The organism is Amycolatopsis sp. FDAARGOS 1241 (assembly GCF_016889705.1).
Classification (GTDB): domain Bacteria; phylum Actinomycetota; class Actinomycetes; order Mycobacteriales; family Pseudonocardiaceae; genus Amycolatopsis.
Genome location: NZ_CP069526.1, coordinates 8907146 through 8928994 on the forward strand (window position 1 = coordinate 8907146; position 21849 = coordinate 8928994).

Below are 21849 nucleotides of genomic sequence, written 5' to 3' on the forward strand. Positions count from 1 at the left end.
CATCCAGGACAGTTCCGGTCCTCGATCGCCACCGAGTTTCTCAATACGCCGCGAGAACGTCGAGGACCCGGTCGGCGCCGAGTCCGTCCACAGTAGACGCGGCAGCACCGGACAAAGAGGACCGCAAACGAGCGTCCGTCAGCAACCCCCGCAGCGCGGAAATCACCGATGGCAACCGCTGCGCCAGAGTCGCCGCCTCGCCCAAGCCGGCGGCAAGCCCGAGGCCCAGCGCCGCGCGGTACCCGGGGACCTGGTTGTCCACGAGTTGCACCGCGGCGGTCGGGACGCCGAGGCAGCAGAGTTCGAGAAAGGTCACGCCCGAAGCGCTCACGGCGACATCCGTCGTGGCCAGCAGGTCGAGCAGGCCGGGATGCGGCGCGGCGACGCGAACCACCTGGCCTTCCACCAGCTCGGGCACCACCGGCTCACCACGGACCACGGCGTCGGCGACGAACGGCAACCCCGTGTCCGAGAGCGCGCGCAGCAGCAGCCCCACCGTTTCAGCCCAGTCCGCGCCGCCCAGCACGACGGTCACGTGCGGCGGCGTGCCGAAGTCCCGGCCCGAGCGGCGAGCACGCGTCCGCAGGACCACGTCCCGCAGAGCGGTGTACGAAACGCCCCGCAGCAGCACGCCCGAACCGTCCGCGGGGCGCGGTCCGGGCGTGAGCCCGGAGTCGACGACGACGTCGGCAGGGCGGCGGCCGAAGGTGTCGTCCTCGATGGACACGAGGAGGGCGCCCGCCGCGTTGACCTCGCCGCGCACGTCGCCCACCGAGTAGTGGTCCACCAGCACCGCGTCGAACCCGGAGGCCAGCGACTCCCACGGTGAAACCGGCACGTGCGTGACGGGCAGTTCGTCGAGGCGCGAAGCCAGCCACTCGGCGTTGTCCGTGCGACCGGCGAAGCAGACCTCCCAGCCCCGGGCGATCGCGCGCTCCGCGTACGCGACAACCCGCGCGATGTGGCCCGCGCCGATCGTCGGCGATGCGTCGGCGCGCAGCAGCAGCTTCACTGGCCGAGCTTCTTCTGCTCGACGTGCTCGTTCAGCGCCACCAGGTCCGGCCGCGCCCGCAGCAGCGCCACCACGGCCTGCCACGACGCCGGCTGATCCCCCAGCGCGTCGACGACCGCGGCGATCAGCTCCCAGTCTTCGGGGGTGTCGAGCGTGACGCGCAGGTCGTCGGCCGGCGGCGTCACCACCACGCCCGTGCACGTGTACCGAAGCGGCTGCCGGTAGATCCCCGACGTCACGTGCTCGCGGTCCGGCCCCTGCGCCACCGCGACCTGCTCGGCGAGCACGGCCGCCCGCACCAGCTCCGCGTCGAACCCGCGCGGCAGCGTCCGCACCAGCGTGGTGCTCACGTAGTCGAGCGCGGGCTCCGCGCGCCACACCGCGGTCAGGCGGCCGATCAGCGCGGGGTCGAGCAGCGGACAGTCGGCGGTGAGCCGGACCACCGCGTCGGCCGGGTACTGCTCGAGCGCCACGCCGAAGCGCGCCACGACGTCGTCGAGCGGGCCACGCGCGACCAGCGCGCCACACCGCGAAGCCTCCGCGGCGACGGCATCGTCGTCAGCCGCGTCCGAAGTGGCCACCACGACCCGGTCGACGCCGGGCGCGGCGGCCGCCGCGCGCACGACCCAGCCGAGCACGCTGCGCCCGGCGAGCGGCCGCAGCACCTTGCCCGGCAGCCGCGTGGACGAAGACCGGGCCTGGATCACGGCGTTGACGCCGAGGCCATCACGCATGGGTGACATGATGGCCTGCGGCAACGCGCCAGGACCCAGTACCCCAACCGCGGAGGTCATCGATGTCCGAGCTGGACGGCTCCAGCATCCTGCTCACCGGCGGGACCGGCTCGTTCGGCAAGGCGTTCATCACCCACGCCCTCGCCGAGCTGAACCCCAGCCGGCTGGTCGTGCTCTCCCGCGACGAGCTGAAGCAGTACGAAGCTCGCCAGCTGTTCGACGACGACCCGCGGCTGCGCTGGTTCATCGGCGACGTCCGCGACCGCCGTCGTCTCGAGCGCGCCATGCACGGCGTCGACTACGTCGTGCACGCCGCGGCGCTCAAGCAGGTGGACACGGGTGAATACAACCCGTTCGAGTTCGTCCAGACCAACGTGATGGGCTCGCAGAACGTGATCGAGGCCGCGATCGACACCGGCGTGAAGAAGGTCGTCGCGCTGTCGACGGACAAGGCGTCGAGCCCGATCAACCTCTACGGCGCCACCAAGCTGTGCGCCGACCGGATGTTCATCAGCGGCAACCACTACGCGGCCACCCACCCCACGCGGTTCTCCGTGGTGCGCTACGGCAACGTCATGGGCTCGCGCGGCAGCGTGATCCCGTTCTTCCGCAAGCTCGCCGCGCAGGGCGAGTCGCTGCCGATCACGCACAAGGACATGACGCGGTTCTGGATCACGCTGCCGCAGGCCGTGCGGTTCGTGGTCGACTCCTTCGACCAGATGCACGGCGGCGAGCTGTACGTGCCGCGGATCCCGAGCATGCGGCTCGTCGACCTCGCGCAGGCCATCGCGCCGGGGTCGCCGATGCACGAGGTCGGCGTGCGCCCCGGGGAAAAGCTGCACGAGGAGATGATCGCGCCCGACGACGCACGCCGGACGGTGCAGCTGCCCGACCGCTACGTCGTCCAGCCGCACCTCGCGGGCTGGGGCTACGAGCCGCCGGCCGACGGCAAGCCGATGCCGGACGGGTTCGCGTACCGCTCGGACACCAACGACCTGTGGCTCGAAGCCGACGAACTGCGCAAGCTGGTCGAACAGTATGCCTGAGCCCGATGGCGCCGCCGGGAAGAGCACGTCGGCGGGGTTCCTCCCGTACGGACGCCAATCCGTGACCGACGAGGACATCGCCGCCGTCACCGACGTCCTGCGCGGCGACTGGCTCACGACCGGTCCCGCCGTCACGCGCTTCGAGGCCGACCTCGCCGAGCACACGGGTGGGGTCCCGGCCGTCGCCGTGACGTCGGGGACGGCCGCGCTGCACGTCGCCTACGCCGCCGCGGCAGTGGGTCCGGGCGACGAGGTGGTGACGTCGCCGATGACGTTCGTCGCCACCGCGTCCACCGCCGCGCTGCACGGCGCGAAGGTGGTGTTCGCCGACGTCGAGCCGGACACCGGGAACCTTTCCGTCGACGCCGCGGCCGCCGCGGTCACCGGCCGCACGAAGGTCGTGGCGGCCGTCGACTACGCCGGGCACCCGGCCGAGCTGGACGCGCTGGCCGAAATCGCGCACGACGCGGGCGCCCTGCTGCTGGAAGACGCGGCGCACTCCGTCGGCGGCAGCTGGCAGGGCCGCCCGGTCGGCTCCCTCGCCGACCTGACGACGTTCTCCTTCTTCCCCACGAAGAACCTCACGACCGCCGAGGGCGGCGCCGTCGTCACGGCTTCGCCGGAACTGCTGGGCCGCGCCCAGGCGTTCCGCAACCACGGCCTGGTGCGCGACAAGACGCAGCAGCGCTACCCGGACGAAGGCGGCTGGCACCAGGAGGTGCACGAGTTCGGCCTGAACTACCGCCTCCCCGACGTCCTGTGCGCACTGGGCAGCAGCCAGCTCACCCGGCTCGCGGAGTTCAAGAAGCGCCGCGCCGAGATCCACGCGCGCTACAACGCTTCGCTGACCGACGTCCCGGGCGTGCTGACCCCACCGTCGCGCCCCGGCGCGGACCCCGTGTGGCACCTCTACCCGCTCCGCGTCCTCGACGGTCGCCGGCGCGCGCTGTTCGACCACCTGCGCGAGCTCGGCATCGGCGTGCAGGTCAACTACATCCCCGCGTACTGGCACCCGGTGTTCGAGGACCTCGGCTACCGCCGCGGCCTGTGCCCGAACGCCGAGGCGTACTACGAGCAGGAGCTGTCGCTGCCGCTCTTCCCGGCGCTGACAGACTCCGATGTGGACCGCGTCGTGGCCGGGGTGCGCAGCTTCTTCGGCGCCTGATCGCCACCCCGCACGACGACCGCGTGCCACAGCAGCACCAGGGGCACCACGAGCAGCTCCAGGACCGTCGCGGCGCGGAAGACGGGGTGGGGTGCGCCCGTGCGGCGCGCGGAGATCAGGCGGGGCACCCCGCCCGCGGCGGCGGTGGCCAGGACGAGCCGTGTGGTGGCGGCGCGGTCCTCCGGGCGGCGCAGCGACCACCAGAGCACCAGACCGGCGGCGGTCCAGAACGTGTTCACGAACCGGTACTCGCTGTCGACGCTCGGGGTGGTCGGGGCGCCGCCCGGTGCGCGGTCCGGGCCGCCGAGGATGCCGTTCAGGCCGCTGGCCACGGGGATCGCGCCGAGCACGCCGAGGACCGTCAGCAAGGCCTTGCGGGACTTCGCGCCTGCCATACGGCCGAGCCTAGATCAAGTCCCAGGTCAGGGCGGTGCCTTTCGCCGCATCCACGCGGAACGTGCGGCCCAGCACGTTCGTGATCTCGGCCGGCGCCAAACCCCCTGCGGGGCGGATGGAGCGGACGTTCGCGGGCGTCACCTCGTCGCCGGCGCGGACGTTCTCAACGACGTACAGCGAGCGGCGCAGGCGCAGGCCTTCCTTCTCGCTCTCGCGCGGGCCGATGACCGGCCGCCCCAGCGCCTCCCACGCGCGGTGGCTCTCCACCACCAGAGCAGCCAGCTCGGCGGGCTCCAGCGAGAACTCCGAGTCGACGCCGCCGTCGGCGCGGGCGAGGGTCACGTGCTTCTCGATCGCGACCGCGCCGAGAGCCACGGCGGCCAGCGGCGCGCCGATGCCCGGCGTGTGGTCCGAGAGCCCCACGAGCGTGCCGGTCACGCCGGCGAGCACGGGCAGGCCGCGCAGGTTGCTCTCGGCCGGCGAAGCCGGGTAGCTGGCCGTGCAGCCGAGCACGACGAGCTGGTCGTTGCCGGCGTCGCGAGCGGTCCGCACGGCCGCGTCGATCTCCGCGACACTGGCCATGCCGGTCGAGATGACGAGCGGCTTTCCGGTGCGGGCGCACAGCTCGACGAGCGGCAGGTCGACGATCTCCGACGACGCGATCTTGTACGCGGGCGCGTCGAGCGACTCCAGCAGCTCCACGGCCGTCGGGTCGAACGGGCTGGAGAAGACCTCCAGACCACGCGAGCGGGCACGCTCGAAGATCGGCTCGTGCCACTCCCACGGTGTGTGGGCCTTTTCGTACAGCTTGTACAGGTTTTCCCCGCCCCACAACGAATGTCCGTCGCCGATGCGGAAAGCCGGGCCGTCGGCGTCGATCGTGATCGTGTCCGGGCGGTAGGTCTGCAGCTTCACCGCCTGCGCACCGGCGTCGGCGATCGCGTCGACGATCGCGAGCGCGCGGTCGAGGTCACCGTTGTGGTTGCCGGACATCTCGGCGATGACGAACGGCGGCCGGTCCGGGCCGAGCGTGTGGGCGCCGATGCGGACTTCGGACATGGGTGGTGTCCTCCCGGTGGTGCGCGTGCGGGTCACCCCCGAGTCTTGCGCAGCCACCGGAAGCCGGCTTCGGCGGGCGCCGACTCGACGTAGCCCGCGCCCTCGAACAGCGCCGCCGACGCCGCGTTGTCCTCGTGCACCGCGGCGAGGACCGCCCGCACCTCATGACGCTCGGAAAGCGCTTGCTCACCCTCGGCGAGCACTTCGCGGGACAACCCTCGGCCGCGGCTCTCGGGCGCCAGTGTGATGCTCACTTCCCACTCCCCCGGCGCTTCGCGGTCGAACCGCACGGTGCCGACCGGCTGCTCGCCCTCGGAGATCACCAGCAGCAGCCGGTCGGGCGAGGCCAGCACACCGCGCAGCCAGCGCACGTGGTCGGCGAGTGCGATCACGCCCGTGGACCGCGACGCCTCCCGCGTGCGCGGGTCGTTGCGCCACGCGAGGAGCAACTCGGCGTCGGCCTCCACGGCCTCCCGCGCCGCGAGCGGGCTCACTGGGCCGACGGCGCCAGGCGGTTGTCCTCGAGGCGGCGCAGCCGGTCCTCGTACCGGGCGATGCCGGCGAGGCGCACGCGGATCTGCGCGTGCTGGCGCTGGATCTCCTCGATGAGCGACCGCGCCTCGGCGATCTCCTTGGTGTCGGCGCGCGGCACCATCACCATCGACTCCCGCAGCGTCTCGAGCTGCGCCTCCTGCGCGGCGATGTGCGGGATGATCCGGTCGAGCTCGGCGCGGGTCCACAGCAGGTCGCCGCGTGCGTGTTCCAGACCGGATTCGGCCGCGTCGAGCCGGCGCCGGTGGTCGGCGGTCGCGTGTTCCAGGTCGTTGACGCGGTTGGTCAGGTCGCGGATGGTGTCGCGCATCCGCTCTTCGATGCGGAAGTCGACGAGCCGGGCGATCCGGCTGATCAAGCCGGAGCGGATCTTCTGAACTGCCATGGGAAGGGTTCCTTCGGGATTCTGGGGAAACTCGGGCTCACCGCAGCAGGACTGTGTCGCCGGTCCGGGTCCACGAGTCCAGCAGCCTGCCCTCGGCGGCGATCTGGTGCTCAGGTCCCACGATGCACGAATCTCCGGCGGCGTGCTCCCACGAAGTCTGGTCCGGGTTGTCGATGAACGAGAACCCGGTCAGGACCAGCTGCGCTTCGGGGAACGAAGTGCGCGCGATCCACGCCGCGAGCGTGCCCGTGGTCGACCACGTCGACTCGGTGCGCGTGGGCAGGCCCAGGGCGTCGGACAGGGGCAGCACGACGTCGCGGTTGGACACCGGCACGAACCCGAGGTCGGCGGGCCACCAGCCCGGCAGCGCCTCCGGCTCCCAGTGCAGCCGGCCCGGCTCCACCAGCAGGTACAGGCGCCGGCGGTAGTCGCGGAAAACGTGGCGAGTGGCCCGTAGGGCGCGGTTGAACACCACGGCGTGGACCTTGCTGCCGGTCGTCTCGGGGCCGTCGGGCTCGTCGATGACGAAGCCGTTCACGCGGATCACGAGGTCGCAGTCGTCCACGGCCTTGGCCCGGGCGGCGTCCGGCGGCAGCGGCTGGTTGCCGACGACCGCGACGGATCGCGGGTCGGGACGCTCGGCGTATGCCGAGAGGAGGTCGACCATGAGGCTCGCCGCACCGAGAGCAGCAGTCATGACGCAAGAAACTACCAGGACACAGCTCGTGTCCGGTGCGGTATCGACCAGGCGGCGCAACGGCTGGGCCGGGGCGTCCCGAAGACGAGACGCCCGATCGGTACCCTCGTCCACGTGCATGCCACCAGCACGGTTCACGTAGCCGAACCCGAGGTCTCGATGCCGGTGCCACCTGCGTCGGACCGCAAGACGTTCTCCAGGGCCTTCGCCGACATCAGGGACGGTGTCGCCGCCCGTGAGCTCTGGACCCACCTGGGCTGGCAGGACATCAAGCAGCGGTACCGCCGGTCCGTGATCGGTCCCTTCTGGATCACGATCAGCCAGGCGGTCATCGCGCTGGGACTGGGCCTGCTGTACTCCCAGCTGTTCAACCTGCCCATCCAGGTGTTCCTGCCCTACATCTCCACCGGGTTCATCATCTGGGGCTTCATCCAGGGCTGCCTTTCGGAGGGCATGGAGACGTTCATCGCGAACGAGGGGATGATCAAGCAGCTCCCCGCGCCGCTGAGCGTCTACGTGCTGCGCACCGTCTGGCGCCAGACCCTGATGCTCGCGCACAACATGGTCGTGTACGTCGTGCTGCTCATCATCTTCTTCAGCGCGCTCGACGACCAGTACTCGCTCGGCACGAAGGACGGCGCCTGTGTGCCGGACAAGTTCTGCCACCCCGGCCTGAGCTGGAACATCTTCCTCGCCATCCCGGGCTTCCTGCTGCTGGGGCTCACCGCGTGCTGGGCCGCGCTGCTGCTCGGGATCATCTCGACGCGCTTCCGCGACATCCCGCAGGTGATCAACTCCCTCATCCAGCTGATGTTCTACGGCACGCCGATCGTCTGGCCGGTCGACCAGCTTGAGGCCGGGGGCGCGCGCGACGGCGTGTCCTGGGCACTGCCGTTCATCAAGGCGAACCCGCTGTACCACTACATGCAGGTGACCAGGGCCCCGCTGCTCGGGCAGGCCGTGAGCTGGACCAGCTGGGTGGTGGTCGGCGCGCTCACGATCATCGGCTGGGCGCTCGCGCTCGTCGCCATGCGCAACTACCGCTCTCGCGTCTCGTATTGGGTGTGACACATGGTCAGCATTGACGTCCACAACGCGTTCGTGGACTTCCCGATCTTCGACGCGAAGACGCGGTCGATGAAGAAGCGCGTGCTCGGCAAGGTCGGCGGGAAGATCGGCACCGAGCAGAAGGTGCCGATCATCGAGGCTCTGCACGACGTCACGCTCAAGCTGAACGAGGGCGACCGCGTCGGGCTGGTCGGCCACAACGGTGCGGGCAAGTCCACTTTGCTGCGCCTGCTCGCCGGCATCTACGAGCCCACCCGTGGTTCCGCGCGGATCGCCGGCAAGATCGCGCCGGTGTTCGACCTCGGCATCGGCATGGACCCGGAGATCTCCGGTGTCGAGAACATCATCATCCGCGGTCTCTTCCTGGGCATGACGGCCAAGGAGATGGAGAAGCGGGTGGACGACATCGCCGAGTTCACCGAGCTCGGCGACTACCTGCAGATGCCGCTGCGGACGTACTCGACCGGTATGCGCGTGCGGCTCGCACTGGGTGTCGTCACGTCGATCGACCCCGAGATCCTGATCCTCGACGAGGGTATCGGCGCCGTCGACGCGGCGTTCCTCAACAAGGCCCGTGATCGGCTCAAGGACCTGGTCAAGCGCTCCGGCATCCTGGTGTTCGCGAGCCACTCCGACGAGTTCCTCTTCGAACTGTGCGATTCGGCCATCTGGATGGACGAAGGCCACCTGAAGCAGCAGGGTTCGCTGCGCGATGTGCTCACGGCCTACAAGGGCCGGGACCCGTTCGAGAACATGAGCCAGGAAGGCCTCGAGCGGCTCGGCATCGAGCCCGTGACGACGACGAACGGCGGGGAATGATGACGAGCGAGACCCGGCAGCTGCCCGAGGGCGCCGTCGTCGGCGTGGTGGTCACGCGCCACCGTCGTGAGCTGCTCGCGGACTCGCTGAAGATCATCGCCGCCCAGACGCGGCCCGTCGACCACCTCGTGGTGGTGGACAACGGACCCGACCAGTCCGCGCGCGACGTCGTGGAGAGCTACCCGCTCCCCTGCACGTACCTGCCCTCGCACCGGAACCTCGGCGGCGCGGGCGGGTTTGCGCTCGGCATGCTCCACGCGTTGTCACTCGGCGCCGACTGGGTGTGGCTCGCCGACGACGACGGCCGCCCCGCCGACGAGAACGTGCTGCAGATCCTCTTGGAGGAAGCCGAAAAACGCGGCCTCGCGGAGATTTCGCCCGTCGTGGCGAACATCAACGCGCCGGCCAAGCTCGCGTTCCCGCTGCGGCGGGGCCTCACGTGGAAGCGCTCGTCGGCCGAGCTGGGCACGGACTTCCTGCCGGGCATCGCTTCGCTCATGAACGGCGCGCTGTTCCGCGCGTCCACTTTGGACGTCACGGGCGTGCCGGACCTGCGCCTGTTCTTCCGTGGCGACGAGGTGGAGCTGCACCGCCGGCTCGTGCGGTCGGGCCTGCCGTTCGGCACGTCGCTGCGCACGACCTACCTGCACCCGGACGGTTCGGACGAGTTCAAGCCGATGCTGGGTGGGAAGTTCCACGCGCAGGACCCGGAGAACGAGGTCAAGCGCTACTACACCTACCGCAACCGCGGGTACCTGCTGTCGCAGCCGGGCATGCGCAAGATCGGCGCACTGGAGGTGATCCGCTTCGGCCTGTACTTCGTGGGCGTGAAGCGCGACCCGAAGGCGTTCCTGCAGTGGCTGAAGCTCGTGCGGCAGGGCCGGGCGGAGAAGTTCTACCGGTACTGAGGTTTCGCCGACGTGCAACGGGCCCCGAGGAACGCTTCCCCGGGGCCCTTTCGCGTGACTACTCGCCGATGACGGGTGGCGCGGCCCGCAGGTCGGCGCCGTACTCGGAGTCTTCGTCGACGTGGGCGAAGAAGCGGGACCCGTCGTCCTCGTCCTCTTCGTAGCGGGCGGCGCCGCCCATGCCCATGCGGGCGGGGGCACCGGACAAGCCGCGGCCCATGCCGGTGTCGGCTGAGCCCATCCCGGCCGAGACGCCTTCGCCCGGGCCGAAACCGCCGCCGCGGCCGAACTTGGACTGGTGCTCCTCGTCGGCGCCGAAGCCGCCGCCCATGCCGGCGCCGCCCATCGGCATGCCGCCCATGGGCATGGCGCCCCCGGCCGGTGCGTTCGCGCCGCCCGGCTGCTGCTGGGCGGCCGCCGGGGTGACGCTCGTGGACGCGGTGGCGGAGTCCGGGCCGGCCGGCGGGTGGCCGGAGCCGGTGATCTGGCTCGCGCCGGACACGTCGTGGCTCGCGGTGCTCGACCCGCCGCTCGCGCCCCCGCCGTGGTGATCCGTCGAAGCCGCCGGCAGGACGGTCGAGGACGGGCCCCCCGAGGCCGTGGCGAACTTCGGCGGGTCGGCGAACGTCGGCTGCTGCGACGCGGCCGCGTGGAGTGACTGGTCGTAGGTGGCCATCGTCTGCGCGGCCTGCTCGTGGGCCGATTGGCTGTCCTGCTGCTTGCGCAGCGACTTGTCGACCGCGTCGCCGAGGTCGAACGGCCCGGCGTCGGTCCAGTGCTTGAACTCGTCGTTCCAGTCGAACGGGATCGGGTCGGGCATCGAGTTGCGCGCCGTCTGCGCGGCCGCGCCCTGCTCGTCGACGCTCTGCGCGGCGACCTTCGCGTTCTGCGCCGTGGCGTCGGCCCACTTGCCGAGTGTTTCGAAGTACGCGTGCGCGTTCGCGGCGGCGTCGCCTTCCCACGCGCCGGCGGACTTGTTCACGGCGTCCGTCAGCTGCGTCGCGAACTCCTCGAAGGCCTTCTGGACGTCGGTGTAAGCCGCGGCGACGTCGGCGACCTGCTTGGGGTCGAGGTTCGTGGTCACGAACTGCTGCAGCTGCTCGTGGCTGTGGCCCAGGTAGTCGGCGTCGGACGGCTCGATGCCGCGCGTCGCTTCGGGTGAGGTCGTCATTTGAGGTCTCCCGCCCGGCGCACGGTGTGCAGGTTGACGGCCGCGTCCTCGGCGCCGCGGTAGGCGCCACCGGCGTGGGCAAGGGCTTCGTCGGCCTGCGCGAGCAGATCGCGGAACTGCCCCAGCACCGAGCGGAGGGAACCGGACGGCTCCGCCGCGGCCTTGAAGTCGTGAGCGGCCACGGCGTGCCCGTACGGGTGGCTGCCGAGCTGCGGCGCCTGGTCCAGCGCGGCGGTGGACCCGGTGAGCCCGTCGACGCGCGTCACCATGTCCGACAACGCCTTGCGCAGCTGCTCGAGCGCCTCGCCGGAGATGCTGAACCGGCCCGATTTGGCGGCGTTCACGAGTTTCGTCGTCTCGGCCGTGGCTGCGGCGACGGCCTTCGGGTCCAGGCCGGCCACCTGTCCCGGGTCTGGCGTGGTCATGATCCGGAGTCTAGCGACGGAAAGCGCCGCGGTCAGGCGTTTGCCTGGACCTGTGCGGACAGCTGCTGGGCCAGGCGGCTGTTGTCGGCCGGGGCGTAGGTGAGCCACCGCTGCCCGTCGTCGGCGACGCGCGTGCTCAGCAGGTACCGGCCGGCTTCGGTGTCGAACCACACGAGCGGCTGCTGTCCACCGACGGTGAACTGCCCGACGCGCAGCCGCGGCTTCTCGAAGATCCGTTCGACGGCCCTGGCCTGCGGGTCTCGCGGCGCGCTGGTGCGCGCGAACGGGTCGTACGCGGCGCCGCGGCGCGGCTGCTTCGGCGGCCGCGTGATCGTGACGGAGGTGCCGGGCCCGGGCGTGCCGGGCGGGAGCAGGTCGACGATCGCCGGGACGAGGCCCGTGGGCCGGACCTCCTCGAAGACGAACATGCCGTCGTCGTGCCTGACGAGCACGGCGTGGTCGCCGGTGGAGGTCACACGGGCGAAGAGCTGCCCATCGTCCAGCTGGGCCGTGGACGTGACCGCCAGCCGGCCGCGGGCGAACGTCGCCAGGGCCTGTTCCAGGTCGTCGTCGAGGTAGCCACGGCGGCTCACCAGGCCGCGGCCTTCGAGGTCACGGGTGACCGCGTCGCGGATCCGGCGGCGCTCCTCGCCGGTGATGCCGATGTGCGGCACCACGAACGGAACCGGCGGCCGGCCGAGGCCCTGCTGCTCGAGCAACAGGTCCACCGCCGCGGGTGACAGCGTGAACGAGTACGGCATCGGCCATCCCTAGGTCGGGTCTCCGCGTCGAAACGCTAGCCGACGGCGTGCGGGCCCCGCAGCCGGACCGGTGATCGGCTTCGCGCGTTGCCTGGTTTTCCGCGCCGAGGTGCCTGCTTGACGCTCCACTGTGCCCGCTGGACGCTCCGCTGTGCCTGCTGGACGCTCCGCTGTGCGCGAACTCGCTTGCCGCCGGTGATCGGCCGCTGCTGCCATGGAGCCATGGCTGAACCGAAACCCGCACTCGTGCTCCACCTCGCCACCGGCGGCGAACCCCTGCTGTTCCCGCTCGCGCCCGAGGAATCCGCCGGTGTGCAAGAGAAGATCCCCGATCTGCTGAAACACGGCGGTGTCCACTCTGTACAGACGCGCGACGGCTACACGCTGTCGGTGAACTTCGCGCACGTCGCCGCCGCATACGTCGACGACCTGAGCCGCAAGGGCAAGTTCGGGTTGTCGGCCTAGCGGCGTGCCAGCGCCAGCAGCCCGTCACGGATCTCGGGCCGCCCGGCGACGACCAGCAGGAACGTGGCTTCGCGAACGAGGCGGCCGGCGGGCTCGCCCGCGAGGACCACGCGGCTGCCCGTGGCCGCGACCAGCGCGCCGGCACTGCGGTACGCGAGTTCGCCCGCCGCGGCGCGGGCGGCGGGTCGGTGAGGCTGGAGTCGAGGCGGATGCGGATCCGGGCTTGCTCGGCGCGCAGCGACGTGGCCGTGGCGGTTTGGCCGAGGTCGTCGAGCAGCCGCGCGCAGCGTTGCGCGAGGCCGAGCGGTGCGCACCCGCTCAGCCGGATCGCGAAGGTCTGGGCGGCCACGAAGTCGGCGTGCGGGGTTTCGGACAGCACGCGTCCGGCGGGCACGAAGTGGTCGTCCAGGCCGAGGCGGACGGTCGCCGTGCCCTGCGCGGCAATGAGGTGCAGCGGGGTGACGTCGAGGTCGTGACCGGCAACCGGGGCCATGACGGTGGTGACCACGGTGTCGTCGGCGGTGCGGCCCGCCAGCATGAGCACCGTCCGTCGACACCCCAGCCGCTCACGAAGGGTGCCTCGCCGTCGAAGCGGAAGCCGCCGGTCACCCGGCGGGCCCGGGTGCGCGGGGGCGTCGGCAGCACACCCGCGTAGGCGACTCCCGCTCGGACCGTGCCCTTGACCAAGTCGGCCAGGTACTCGTCCCGCAGCGCCGAGTGAGCCGAACCCGCCAGCGCCGCGACGGGAGCGTGGTGCTGGAGCCAGGTGAACGACGTGCTCAGGCAGCCACCGGCCAGTGCTTCGACGACGCCGACCAACTCGCCCAGGTCGGCGCCGGCGCCGCCGGCCTCGGCGGGAGCGGCGAGACCGTGGAACCCGGCCCCGGCCAGTGCGTCGAAGTGCGACCGCGGGGACCTCGCCCCGCAGGCCGGCCTCCGCCGCGGCGGGGAACAGCACGTCATCGGCGAGGGCCCGCGCTCGGGCGACGAGTTTCGGCACGGAAATCAGGCCCCTGATTTCGCGCGACAGCCAGTGGACGCAGAAGGCCGCCACGGGCGAACCCGTGGCGGCCTGAAGGACCGGCGTAGATCAGAGCTCGTAGAGCCGCTTCCAGTTCTCGCGCGAGGTGAGCTCCGGCATGGCGCGCTTGTACTGCTGCTGCACCTCCGCGCCTTCCTTGCGCAGGCGCTGGATGACCTTCACCCCGCGCTTGGCGAGGTCGAACATCTTCACCTTGTCGTAGGTGCGCACGCGCACACCCTCCTGCGACGCGTCGGTGACGACCGCCGTGTCGAACAGGGCGATGTGCCACCAGTGCGCCTCGTCGGTCGGCACGGCGCCGAGGTCGAACCGGCTGCGGCCGAGCACGCGGTCGACGATGCGCTTGATCAGCACCAGGCGCTGCATGCTGGGCCGCGGCGCGCTGTTGATGATGCCGATGTCGTTGGACGCGATGCCGGGGACGTCGGTGGCCTTGTGGCGCTTGGTCTCCGGGTACTGCTCGCGGATCCGGCGGATCTCCTTCATCGCCGCGACCCCGCCGTCGTGCAGGACCTCAGGCCCCTCGAGGAAGTCCTCGACAGCCTTGATCAGCGTGGCCGAGAGGCCGTACTGCATGCCCAGTAGGTAGCGCACCAGCTGCGCCATCAGCACGCGGGAGAGCAAGTTCAGGTTGAACGGCGAGTGCAGCGCCGCGGTGATGATCGAGTTGCGCAGGTTGAAGTACCGGTGCCACTCGTCCCAGTCCTTCCAGTGGAAGTCCGCGTGCCACACGCCGGCGCCCGGCAGCGTCACGGTCGGGAAGCCGTACTCGCGGGCCCGGTAGGAGTACTCGGCGTCGTCCCACTGGAAGAAGAACGGCATCGGGTAGCCGATGGCCTTCACGACCTCGTACGGGATCAGGCACGACCACCAGCCGTTGTAGCCGGCGTCGAGGCGGCGCTCCTGGCGGTTGGGCTTGAGGGTCACCTCGTCGACGCCCAGCAGGTCGGCCGTGGACAGCGAGTGTTGCACCGGCTGGCCCGGCTCCAGCGTGTTCAGCCGCGCGTACTCGGCGCCGACGTGCAGCTGGTTCGGGTGCAGCAGGTTCAGCATCTGGCCACCGACGATGATCGGGTTGGCCGCGCGGTTGGAGAACGCCGTCATGCGCACGACGAGGTCGGGCTCGAGGAGCACGTCGTCGTCCATGAACAGCACGTTGGCGTGCTCGGTGGCGGTGTGGCCGGCCACCTCGTACAGGCCGCGGGTGAAGCCGCCGGCACCGCCGAGGTTCGGCTGCTTGATGTAGTGCAGCTTGTCGCCGAGGTCCTTCGCGACCTGCTCGAAGCCGTCGCGCGACTCGACGAGGTCGGTGCCCTGGTCGGCGACGTAGATGGCGTCCAGCGTGTGCAGTGACGACACGTCAGCCGCGAGCGCCTGCAGGTTCTTCAGGCAGTCGTCGGCGCGGTTCATCGTGCAGATCGTCACGGCCGTCGGGCGGATCTTCTCCGGCGCCTCGACGCTCCAGCGGACCTGCTCCACGCGCAGCATCTGGCCGCCCTCGGTCTCGAGGTCGAGCCACAGTGCGCCGCCGTCGTGGAACTTGTCGAGCTTCGCGGTGAGCTTGACCTTCTTCGCCTTGGCGCCGGACACGTGCTCGGCGTTGACCACGCGCGCGTCGCCCTCGAGGTCGGACGCGCCGACCGAGAGCAGGCCGTCACCGGTCACCACGGCCTCGACCGCGACCTCGGTCACCGTGGTCCAGCGCTGCCAGTAGCTCGCCGGGAAGCGGCCGAAGTAGGTGTTGCCCGTGACCTTGGCCGACGGTTCCAGCGTGATGGAGTCGCGGTCGCGCACCGCGGAGCCCCACTCGATCTCCGCGTAGAGGTCCTTGCTGACGATGGGGGCCGGGCCGGCGTACAGCCCTCGCTGAGCCGTGAGCCTGCCTTCGGGCGCGTGCTCCGCGAACCGGGTCTCGCCTTCGGGGGCCGCCTCGGCGACCGGGGCTGCTTTACCGGGCATCGAACTCAGTTCTCCTTTACCGGCCGCTCACGAAACACGACCCACTTGAGCATGACGAAATTGATCACGGTCGCCGTCGCCTGTGACACGACCCAGCCGAGCGTGGCCTTCCACGCCGACTCCGGGAGCAGGTGGAGCATCCACTGGTTCACACCGACGGCGACGAAGAACGTCACGGCGTACAGCAGGATGAAGCTCCCGACCTGCGTGCCGCCATCGCGACGGCCGCCGGCGAAGGTGAACCGGCGGTTCAGGAAGAACGCCGTGGTCGTCCCCACGACGAAACTGATGGCCCTGGCGATGTCGACCCACGGCACGGCATCCATCCCGAGTGCCCTGAGCAGTGAGTATGTGCCCAGGTCCAGGAGCGCGCAAAAGCCACCGATCAGGACGAACCGGATGAGCTGGCCGACCAGACCGGGGCCCGCCGGTGCGGTCACCGTCGTCTCACTCTGCGGTTCTGCTGCCACCACTGGAATACCTTCTCGGCTCGATGCGTCGTGTCTTCAGGTACACGTCTCTGGATACATGCAGACATGTCTAGTCCGTGTCGACTCTGACGCGCGGACGCTTGTGCCTTGATGCGCAAAGTGTAGAAGCGGTCACTTCAGGGCCACGATCCGGGCGTCCTTGGGCGTGTCTACTCTGGTCGAGTGACCCAGACACCCGCGACACAGCGACGCACGCTCACCGGTTGGGGCCGCACCGCAGGGACGGTCGCCGACGTCCTGAGCACGCCCGACGTCGAAGCCATCGCCAAGGCGGTCACGTCGGCCGGGCCCCGCGGGGTCATCGCGCGCGGCCTCGGCCGCTCGTACGGCGACCCGGCGCAGAACGCCGGCGGCCTCGTGGTCGACATGACCGCGCTGGACCGCATCCACTCGATCGACCCCGGCTCCGGGCTGGTCGACCTCGACGCCGGCGTGAGCCTCGACAAGCTGATGCGCGAGGCGCTCCCGCACGGCCTGTGGGTGCCGGTGCTGCCGGGCACGCGCCAGGTGACCATCGGCGGCGCGATCGCCAACGACATCCACGGCAAGAACCACCACTCGGCGGGCAGCTTCGGCAACCACGTGGTGTCGATGGACCTGCTCACGGCCGACGGCCAGGTCCGCAAGCTGACGCCCGAGGGCCCCGAGGCGGAGCTGTTCTGGGCGACGGTGGCCGGCATCGGCCTCACCGGCATCGTCACGCGCGCCACGATCCGGATGAAAAAGACGGAGTCGGCTTATTTCTACGTGGACGCCGACCGCACGTCGAACCTCGACGAGACGCTCGCGCTGTTCACCGACGGTTCGGACCTCACCTACGACTACTCGATGTCGGTGCCGGACCTGATCTCGTCGGACAGTCGCCTGGGCCGGGCCACGTTCTCGCGCGGTTCGCTCGCCACGCTGGACCAGCTGCCGGCGAAGCTGCGCAGCGAGCCGCTGAAGTTCGACGCGCCGAAGCTCGCGACGCTGCCCGACGTGTTCCCCAACGGGCTGGGCAACAAGCTCACCTTCGGGCTGATCAACGAGCTGTGGCAGAAGACCGTGCCCAAGAAGGGCGCGCGCGGCAAGATCCAGAACCTGACGCAGTTCTACCACCCGCTGGACATGCTCAGCGAGTGGAACCGCGCGTACGGGTCGAAGGGTTTCCTGCAGTACCAGTTCTCGGTGCCGTTCGGCGCGGAGGACCAGCTCAAGGCCATCTGCCGGCAGATCGCCACGTCGGGGCACTACTCGTTCCTCAACGTGTTCAAGCGCATGGGCGAAGCGAACCCGGCGCCGATGTCGTGGCCCTCACCCGGCTGGATGCTGAGCGTGGACTTCCCGATCAAGCCGGGCCTGAGCCGCTTCTGCCTCGAGCTCGACGACGCCGTGCTCGCCGCGAACGGCCGCCTGTACACCGCGAAGGACTCGCGGACGACGGCGGAGACGTTCGCGAAGATGTACCCGCGGCTGGAGGAGTGGCGCAAGGTCCGCGCCGCCGTTGACCCCGAAGGCGTTTTCGCCTCTGACATGAGCCGGAGGCTCGCACTGTGATCGACGCCGTTGGCAACCCCCAGTCCCTGCTGCTGCTCGGCGGCACGTCCGACATCGCGCTGGCGATCGCCGAGAAGTACCTGGCGGAGAAGCCGCTGCGCGTGGTGCTCGCCGCGCGCCCGTCGCCCCGGCTCGACGCCGCCGCGCAGCGCCTGAAGGACCGCGGCGCGGATGTGTCCACTGTGGACTTCGACGCGAAGGACACGGCCTCGCACCCCGCCGTGCTCGACCGCGCGTTCGCCGGCGGTGACATCGACGTGGCCGTGGTCGCGTTCGGCCTGCTCGGGGACCCGGAGGAGGTGTGGCAGGACCACGCCAAGGCCGTGGAGCTCGCCACGGTCAACTACGCGGCCGCGGTGTCGGTGGGCGTGGCGCTGTCGGAGAAGCTCAAGGTCCAGGGCCACGGCACGATCATCGCGCTCTCGTCGGTGGCCGGGGAGCGCGTGCGGCGTTCGAACTTCGTGTACGGCTCGACCAAGGCCGGTTTCGATGGCTTCTACCTGGGCCTCGGCGAGGCGCTCGCGCCGCACGGCGTGAAGGTGACCGTTGTCCGCCCCGGCCACGTGAAGACGAAGATGACGGCCGGGCTGAAGGACGCCCCGCTGGCCCAGACCGCCGAGCAGGTGGCCACGATCGCCGTCGACGCCGCCCGCACCGGCAAGGAGCTGGTCTGGGCACCGGGGCAGTTCCGGTTCGTGATGTCGGTGCTGCGCCACGTACCGCGCCCGATTTTCCGGAAGCTCCCGATCTGAGAGGGAACGCTCGGGAAAAGACCTTCGTCGCATATGGTGGACGAAGGTCTTTCACTTTTCTGGGGGTGCCTCGATGCCGGATCAGGCAGCGCGGCTGGACGCCGTGCTCCAGCGGTTCCAGGAGCAGGCGGCTCGTGCCGCCGAGCTCAAGAAGCAGATCGCGAACCTGCGCGGGCACGCCCGCAACGCCGACGGCTCGGTGACCGTCACCGTCGCCCCGTCCGGCGCGGTGCTCGGCCTGCAGCTGAGCCCGCAGGCGATGCGGCGTTCGCACACGGCGTTGCAGCAGGAGATCCTCGGCGCCATCCGGTCGGCGACGCTGCAGGCTGCGGCAGCACTGGACCAGACCGTGGAGCCGGTGCTGGGCGAGCGTGCCGGGCAGTTCCGCGAGGCGTTCAACGCGCACGTCGAGCCGATCGGGCCGAGCGCGCCGCCGCCGGCGAGCTCGATGCCGGCGCCCGGCCGACCACAGCCGGACCAGGCACAGCAACCTCCGCAAATGCCGCAACCACCGCAGAACACGCGGAACCGGACGCGCCCGCCCGCCGTCGAAGACGACGACTTCGGGGGCCCCATTCTTCGGCGGGAGTGATCGTGACCAGCGGATTCAAGATCGCACCGGCGGCGCTGAACGCACACGCGAACGGTTCCCGCGAGGCGGCCGGGCACTTCGGCAGCCTCTCGCAGCTGCTGGCGCAGGCGCGCGTGAACGACGACTGCTTCGGCCCCCTCGGCGAGCTGATGGCGTACAAGTACTTCGACTCCCTGCACGAGTGCCAGGACCTTGCCGACCAGGCGAAATCCTTCCTGGAGCAGATCGCCGACAAGACCACCACGGCCGCGAAGGTCTACGAGGGCCAGGACGCCGGCACCGCCGTCGCCGTGTCGTCGCTGGGCCGGGAGCTCTCCGACGGCGGGGGCGGCGTCGGCACGCTGTCGGACGTCAACCACGCGGGCGACGCCGGCCGCAAGAGCTACCTCGAGCAGAACGGCGGGTACGGCAGCTCGTGGCTCTCGACGTCGACCGAGGTGGCGCAGGCGAGCAGCCCGCCCGACATCGCGATCGCGGCGATGCACACGCGCATGGAGCAGATCCAGCTCGTCACGAGCCCCGGGCAGTCGCTGCTGGACAACGGGCTCGGGTTTCTCATCGGGATCGTGATCAGCCCGCTGGTCGAGTTCATCCTCGAGCCGGCCATCGGCGATCCGGAGCAGATGCGCAGCACCGCCCAGGGCTGGGCGCAAGTGGCGCAGTGGCTCGACGGCGTGGGCGAGCACGAGCAGAAGCGCGCGGACCTCACGAAGGAGCCCTGGGAGGGCGAGGGCGGCGACGCGTTCCGCAAGCAGATGGGCGAGTTCTCCGAGGGTGCTTCGGCGTTCGCCGACGAGGTGCGCGGGCTGCAGCAGATCCTGGAGCTGGCCGCGGATCTGTTCGACGCGTTCGTGGAAATCGTGATCGACATCCTGCAAGAGCTCGTGATGGGCCTGATCATCGAGTGGCTCGCAGCGCTGGCGGCGTCGTGGATCACGGCGGGTGCCTCGGTGGGCGCCGCGGGTGCGGCGACCACGGGTGAGGTCGCGGTGACCGGCGGGCGGCTCGGGATGAAAGTCAAGCAGCTGTTCGGCAAACTCAAGCCGCTCATCGAGGAGCTCGAGAAGATCCTGCAGAAGCTGCGCACCGGGCCGCTGAAGAAGGTCGTGGAGCGCGTGGAAGGGCTGCGCAACGGCAACTTCCTGGAGAAGCGCGTCGCCGACCTGATCGACAAGAACCCGCTCGCGAAGATCCTCACCAAGGCCGACGCGGCGACGGGTGCTTCGCGCACGGGCAACCGGTTCGCGAACGCGCTGGGGGTCGGGGAGAACGGCGCGAACGCGCTCACCACGAACCTCACCGAGACCGGCCTGCGGCTCGCGGGCCTGAGCGGCACGTCGAGCGTCGGCAAGGCGGCGTGGCGCGGGAGCGCGGGCAACCTCGCCGAGCAGGGCCTTGAGCAGGGCGTGAAGTACGGTTACCAGCAGTCGCAGACCGACAGCGAAGAAGAGCGCCGCGAGGCGACCGACCGAGGGTTCTCACTCGAAGGATGAATCTCGCCGATCCGCTCGGTGCGGCCACCCAGGCCCGGCCGCACCTGCGTGCTGAGGAAACGTTGCTTTGGGCCGCGTACGGCGGTGTCGTCGGCTACGACGTGCGCGGCCTCGACGAGCTCGGTCATCCCGCGAAGGGCTTGCTGCGCAAGGTGGGTTCGGGGCTGGCGGACTTCGCGGGCGGGGTCGTGGACGCGGCGCTGTCCGACGAGGACAGCGGCAGCAGCGGCACGACGCAGGCGCCGCCGGCCGTGGTCGTGTTCGGCGACCGGACGGGACTGCTCGCGGAGAGCCTGGTGCGCGGCTCGGGGACCGCGCTGTGGGTGCTGACGACGGCGCGGCTGGTGCTGCTGCGCGTCGTGGTGCCGCCGGAACCGGTGGAAGAACCCGAGAAGTCCCTGCTGGGCAAGGCGGTCGGGTTCGGCCGGGGCCTGGCGAAGTTCGGCAAGGACGTGGCCGAGCTCATCGCGGACCGGAGCAAGACCTTCGGCGAGAACCGTGAGGGCGAGCCCGTGGCACGCAAGGACTTCGAGGTCGCGGCCGAGCTGCCGCGCGCGCAGATCACCGGGTTCGCGGTGGCGCGGCGCGGCCGGAAACCCGGCCTGCGGGTGTCCCTTGTGGACGGTTCGGGCCTCGACCTGCGCTTCGGCGCCGAGGAGCCCGAGGCGTTCGAGTGGCTGCTGGCCCGCACGAACGGACTCGCGTGATGCGTGCGCACGAGCTGAAGCAGGCGGGGGAGGTCGACGAGATCATCGAGCGCGACTACGCCGAGGCGTGGCTGCGGCGCGGTGAAAAACTGCTGCTGGGCTGCCCGCCCGCCCACGGCCACGTCGTCGCGTGGGTCGGCGGCGAGCTGCGGCTGCCCTACCAGCCGGCGCGCGAGCCGGTGAAGGTCACGACGGCGCCGGGCCGCTGGCCGGCGCCCGCCGGCCTGCCGGACGAGGACTGGACCGACGACCCGACGCTCGCCTACCGCGTCACCGCGGCTTCCCCGGCCGACGTGGCCGCGCGGATCGCCGACCACCTCGCGTTCTCGGCCGGCGCCGCCCGCCTGACCTGGACGAACAAGCGGCTCGCCCTCGTCTACCCGACGCGGTTCGTCGTGGACGCGGCGACGAAGGACTTCTTCGTGACCGACGAACAGTTCCCGCCGGACGTGGTGGCGCGGCTCGACGCCGTGACCCCCGGCCGCAGCTTCCCCCCTGAACCGGCGCTGCACTTCACCTTCACCGACGGCTCCACGCTGGCCCAGCGCGACCTCCTGGCCCCGATGAAGGTGCGACGGGCCCTCTCCCGCCGCTGAGGCACATCAACCGATCGG

Annotated in this window: 25 protein-coding genes and 1 pseudogene; 13 read left to right on the top strand and 13 right to left on the bottom strand. The window is 70.7% G+C overall.

Features of this window, described 5'->3' with window-relative positions:
* Positions 1–40: 40 nt before the first annotated feature.
* Positions 41–1012 carry a spore coat protein gene (locus I6J71_RS43235; RefSeq protein WP_204092129.1) on the bottom strand — a complete coding sequence of 324 codons (972 nt, stop codon included), beginning with the start codon at positions 1010–1012 and terminating at the stop codon, positions 41–43.
* On the bottom strand, positions 1009–1746 hold the full coding sequence (locus I6J71_RS43240; RefSeq protein WP_204092130.1) for a cytidylyltransferase domain-containing protein: 738 nt from the start codon (positions 1744–1746) through the stop codon (positions 1009–1011). The genes I6J71_RS43235 and I6J71_RS43240 overlap by 4 nt, the downstream gene beginning before the upstream one ends.
* A 62-nt stretch (positions 1747–1808) precedes the next feature.
* Between I6J71_RS43240 and pseB the strand changes: the two genes are divergently transcribed.
* Complete coding sequence (gene pseB / locus I6J71_RS43245) at positions 1809–2792, top strand: UDP-N-acetylglucosamine 4,6-dehydratase (inverting) (protein WP_204092131.1); 984 nt, start codon at positions 1809–1811, stop codon at positions 2790–2792.
* The gene (locus tag I6J71_RS43250; RefSeq protein WP_204092132.1) at positions 2785–3957 is read left to right on the top strand and encodes a DegT/DnrJ/EryC1/StrS aminotransferase family protein; all 1173 of its coding nucleotides are present in this window, start codon (positions 2785–2787) and stop codon (positions 3955–3957) included. Before pseB ends, I6J71_RS43250 begins: the two co-directional genes overlap by 8 nt.
* Here I6J71_RS43250 and I6J71_RS43255 read toward each other — a convergent pair.
* Genes I6J71_RS43255 through I6J71_RS43275 form a run of 5 tightly spaced genes read right to left on the bottom strand, consistent with a single transcriptional unit; the run spans position 3861 to position 7016 of the window.
* Positions 3861–4352 (bottom strand): DUF4345 domain-containing protein, encoded by a 492-nt coding sequence (locus tag I6J71_RS43255; RefSeq protein ID WP_204092133.1) that lies wholly within the window; start codon positions 4350–4352, stop codon positions 3861–3863. The genes I6J71_RS43250 and I6J71_RS43255 overlap by 97 nt on opposite strands.
* Positions 4353–4362: 10 nt before the next feature.
* Positions 4363–5412 carry a pseudaminic acid synthase gene (pseI, locus tag I6J71_RS43260; protein WP_204092134.1) on the bottom strand — a complete coding sequence of 350 codons (1050 nt, stop codon included), beginning with the start codon at positions 5410–5412 and terminating at the stop codon, positions 4363–4365.
* A gap of 32 nt (positions 5413–5444) precedes the next feature.
* A complete protein-coding gene (locus tag I6J71_RS43265) occupies positions 5445–5906 on the bottom strand; it encodes a GNAT family N-acetyltransferase (RefSeq protein WP_204092135.1) in 462 nt (153 codons plus the stop codon).
* The gene (locus I6J71_RS43270; RefSeq protein ID WP_204092136.1) at positions 5903–6349 is read right to left on the bottom strand and encodes a hypothetical protein; all 447 of its coding nucleotides are present in this window, start codon (positions 6347–6349) and stop codon (positions 5903–5905) included. The genes I6J71_RS43265 and I6J71_RS43270 overlap by 4 nt, the downstream gene beginning before the upstream one ends.
* A 37-nt stretch (positions 6350–6386) precedes the next feature.
* The gene (locus I6J71_RS43275) at positions 6387–7016 is read right to left on the bottom strand and encodes a hypothetical protein (protein ID WP_204097541.1); all 630 of its coding nucleotides are present in this window, start codon (positions 7014–7016) and stop codon (positions 6387–6389) included.
* Between the two features lie 144 nt (positions 7017–7160).
* Here I6J71_RS43275 and I6J71_RS43280 point away from each other — a divergent pair, with 144 nt between their 5' ends.
* Genes I6J71_RS43280 through I6J71_RS43290 form a run of 3 tightly spaced genes read left to right on the top strand, consistent with a single transcriptional unit; the run spans position 7161 to position 9841 of the window.
* Positions 7161–8114, top strand: coding sequence for an ABC transporter permease (locus I6J71_RS43280; protein WP_204092137.1), 954 nt, complete (start codon positions 7161–7163; stop codon positions 8112–8114).
* 3 nt (positions 8115–8117) lie between these two features.
* On the top strand, positions 8118–8933 hold the full coding sequence (locus I6J71_RS43285) for an ABC transporter ATP-binding protein (RefSeq protein WP_204092138.1): 816 nt from the start codon (positions 8118–8120) through the stop codon (positions 8931–8933).
* Positions 8933–9841, top strand: coding sequence for a glycosyltransferase (locus I6J71_RS43290; protein WP_204092139.1), 909 nt, complete (start codon positions 8933–8935; stop codon positions 9839–9841). The genes I6J71_RS43285 and I6J71_RS43290 overlap by 1 nt, the downstream gene beginning before the upstream one ends.
* 58 nt (positions 9842–9899) lie before the next feature.
* On the opposite strand, the gene I6J71_RS43295 is transcribed toward I6J71_RS43290, so the two are convergent.
* From I6J71_RS43295 to I6J71_RS43305, 3 genes are read right to left on the bottom strand one after another with little or no spacing between them, the layout of a single operon-like run.
* Positions 9900–11012 (bottom strand): hypothetical protein, encoded by a 1113-nt coding sequence (locus I6J71_RS43295; protein ID WP_204092140.1) that lies wholly within the window; start codon positions 11010–11012, stop codon positions 9900–9902.
* Positions 11009–11437: a hypothetical protein gene (locus I6J71_RS43300; protein ID WP_204092141.1), complete on the bottom strand. Its 429-nt coding sequence runs from the start codon at positions 11435–11437 to the stop codon at positions 11009–11011. Before I6J71_RS43300 ends, I6J71_RS43295 begins: the two co-directional genes overlap by 4 nt.
* A gap of 32 nt (positions 11438–11469) precedes the next feature.
* Positions 11470–12198, bottom strand: coding sequence for an ESX secretion-associated protein EspG (locus I6J71_RS43305; RefSeq protein WP_204092142.1), 729 nt, complete (start codon positions 12196–12198; stop codon positions 11470–11472).
* A gap of 222 nt (positions 12199–12420) precedes the next feature.
* Here I6J71_RS43305 and I6J71_RS43310 point away from each other — a divergent pair, with 222 nt between their 5' ends.
* Both I6J71_RS43310 and I6J71_RS49510 read left to right on the top strand, forming a co-directional pair.
* A complete protein-coding gene (locus I6J71_RS43310; RefSeq protein ID WP_204092143.1) occupies positions 12421–12663 on the top strand; it encodes a hypothetical protein in 243 nt (80 codons plus the stop codon).
* Between the two features lie 256 nt (positions 12664–12919).
* Entirely contained in the window at positions 12920–13318 is a 399-nt protein-coding gene (locus I6J71_RS49510; protein WP_239155639.1) for a hypothetical protein, read from the top strand.
* An 80-nt stretch (positions 13319–13398) separates the two neighbouring features.
* On the opposite strand, the pseudogene I6J71_RS49515 reads toward I6J71_RS49510, so the two are convergent.
* The 3 genes and pseudogenes from I6J71_RS49515 to I6J71_RS43325 all read right to left on the bottom strand — a co-directional run.
* Positions 13399–13626: pseudogene (locus I6J71_RS49515) on the bottom strand (acyl-CoA dehydrogenase family protein); the annotation flags it as partial.
* 127 nt (positions 13627–13753) lie between these two features.
* Positions 13754–15664 carry a glycosyltransferase gene (locus tag I6J71_RS43320; RefSeq protein ID WP_204092144.1) on the bottom strand — a complete coding sequence of 637 codons (1911 nt, stop codon included), beginning with the start codon at positions 15662–15664 and terminating at the stop codon, positions 13754–13756.
* Positions 15665–15669: 5 nt separating this feature from the next.
* Entirely contained in the window at positions 15670–16137 is a 468-nt protein-coding gene (locus tag I6J71_RS43325) for a GtrA family protein (RefSeq protein WP_204092145.1), read from the bottom strand.
* A 180-nt stretch (positions 16138–16317) separates the two neighbouring features.
* Here I6J71_RS43325 and I6J71_RS43330 point away from each other — a divergent pair, with 180 nt between their 5' ends.
* The 6 genes from I6J71_RS43330 (at position 16318) to I6J71_RS43355 (ending at position 21831) form a co-directional block, all read left to right on the top strand.
* Complete coding sequence (locus I6J71_RS43330; protein WP_204092146.1) at positions 16318–17691, top strand: FAD-binding oxidoreductase; 1374 nt, start codon at positions 16318–16320, stop codon at positions 17689–17691.
* A complete protein-coding gene (locus I6J71_RS43335) occupies positions 17688–18443 on the top strand; it encodes a decaprenylphospho-beta-D-erythro-pentofuranosid-2-ulose 2-reductase (RefSeq protein ID WP_204092147.1) in 756 nt (251 codons plus the stop codon). Before I6J71_RS43330 ends, I6J71_RS43335 begins: the two co-directional genes overlap by 4 nt.
* A gap of 73 nt (positions 18444–18516) precedes the next feature.
* Positions 18517–19035: a YbaB/EbfC family nucleoid-associated protein gene (locus I6J71_RS43340; protein WP_204092148.1), complete on the top strand. Its 519-nt coding sequence runs from the start codon at positions 18517–18519 to the stop codon at positions 19033–19035.
* Positions 19036–19037: 2 nt separating this feature from the next.
* Positions 19038–20528 (top strand): WXG100 family type VII secretion target, encoded by a 1491-nt coding sequence (locus I6J71_RS43345; protein WP_204092149.1) that lies wholly within the window; start codon positions 19038–19040, stop codon positions 20526–20528.
* Positions 20525–21235 carry a hypothetical protein gene (locus I6J71_RS43350; protein WP_204092150.1) on the top strand — a complete coding sequence of 237 codons (711 nt, stop codon included), beginning with the start codon at positions 20525–20527 and terminating at the stop codon, positions 21233–21235. Before I6J71_RS43345 ends, I6J71_RS43350 begins: the two co-directional genes overlap by 4 nt.
* Entirely contained in the window at positions 21235–21831 is a 597-nt protein-coding gene (locus tag I6J71_RS43355) for a hypothetical protein (protein WP_204092151.1), read from the top strand. The genes I6J71_RS43350 and I6J71_RS43355 overlap by 1 nt, the downstream gene beginning before the upstream one ends.
* Positions 21832–21849 lie beyond the last annotated feature (18 nt).

Coding starts and splice junctions, on each gene's coding strand:
- I6J71_RS43240 (WP_204092130.1), bottom strand. CDS start 1,746: ATGCGTGATGGCCTCGGCGTCAACGCCGTGATCCAGGCCCGGTCTTCG.
- pseB (WP_204092131.1), top strand. CDS start 1,809: ATGTCCGAGCTGGACGGCTCCAGCATCCTGCTCACCGGCGGGACCGGC.
- I6J71_RS43250 (WP_204092132.1), top strand. CDS start 2,785: ATGCCTGAGCCCGATGGCGCCGCCGGGAAGAGCACGTCGGCGGGGTTC.
- I6J71_RS43255 (WP_204092133.1), bottom strand. CDS start 4,352: ATGGCAGGCGCGAAGTCCCGCAAGGCCTTGCTGACGGTCCTCGGCGTG.
- pseI (WP_204092134.1), bottom strand. CDS start 5,412: ATGTCCGAAGTCCGCATCGGCGCCCACACGCTCGGCCCGGACCGGCCG.
- I6J71_RS43270 (WP_204092136.1), bottom strand. CDS start 6,349: ATGGCAGTTCAGAAGATCCGCTCCGGCTTGATCAGCCGGATCGCCCGG.
- I6J71_RS43275 (WP_204097541.1), bottom strand. CDS start 7,016: ATGGTCGACCTCCTCTCGGCATACGCCGAGCGTCCCGACCCGCGATCC.
- I6J71_RS43285 (WP_204092138.1), top strand. CDS start 8,118: ATGGTCAGCATTGACGTCCACAACGCGTTCGTGGACTTCCCGATCTTC.
- I6J71_RS43290 (WP_204092139.1), top strand. CDS start 8,933: ATGACGAGCGAGACCCGGCAGCTGCCCGAGGGCGCCGTCGTCGGCGTG.
- I6J71_RS43295 (WP_204092140.1), bottom strand. CDS start 11,012: ATGACGACCTCACCCGAAGCGACGCGCGGCATCGAGCCGTCCGACGCC.
- I6J71_RS43300 (WP_204092141.1), bottom strand. CDS start 11,437: ATGACCACGCCAGACCCGGGACAGGTGGCCGGCCTGGACCCGAAGGCC.
- I6J71_RS43305 (WP_204092142.1), bottom strand. CDS start 12,198: ATGCCGTACTCGTTCACGCTGTCACCCGCGGCGGTGGACCTGTTGCTC.
- I6J71_RS43310 (WP_204092143.1), top strand. CDS start 12,421: ATGGCTGAACCGAAACCCGCACTCGTGCTCCACCTCGCCACCGGCGGC.
- I6J71_RS43320 (WP_204092144.1), bottom strand. CDS start 15,664: ATGCCCGGTAAAGCAGCCCCGGTCGCCGAGGCGGCCCCCGAAGGCGAG.
- I6J71_RS43340 (WP_204092148.1), top strand. CDS start 18,517: ATGCCGGATCAGGCAGCGCGGCTGGACGCCGTGCTCCAGCGGTTCCAG.
- I6J71_RS43350 (WP_204092150.1), top strand. CDS start 20,525: ATGAATCTCGCCGATCCGCTCGGTGCGGCCACCCAGGCCCGGCCGCAC.
- I6J71_RS43355 (WP_204092151.1), top strand. CDS start 21,235: ATGCGTGCGCACGAGCTGAAGCAGGCGGGGGAGGTCGACGAGATCATC.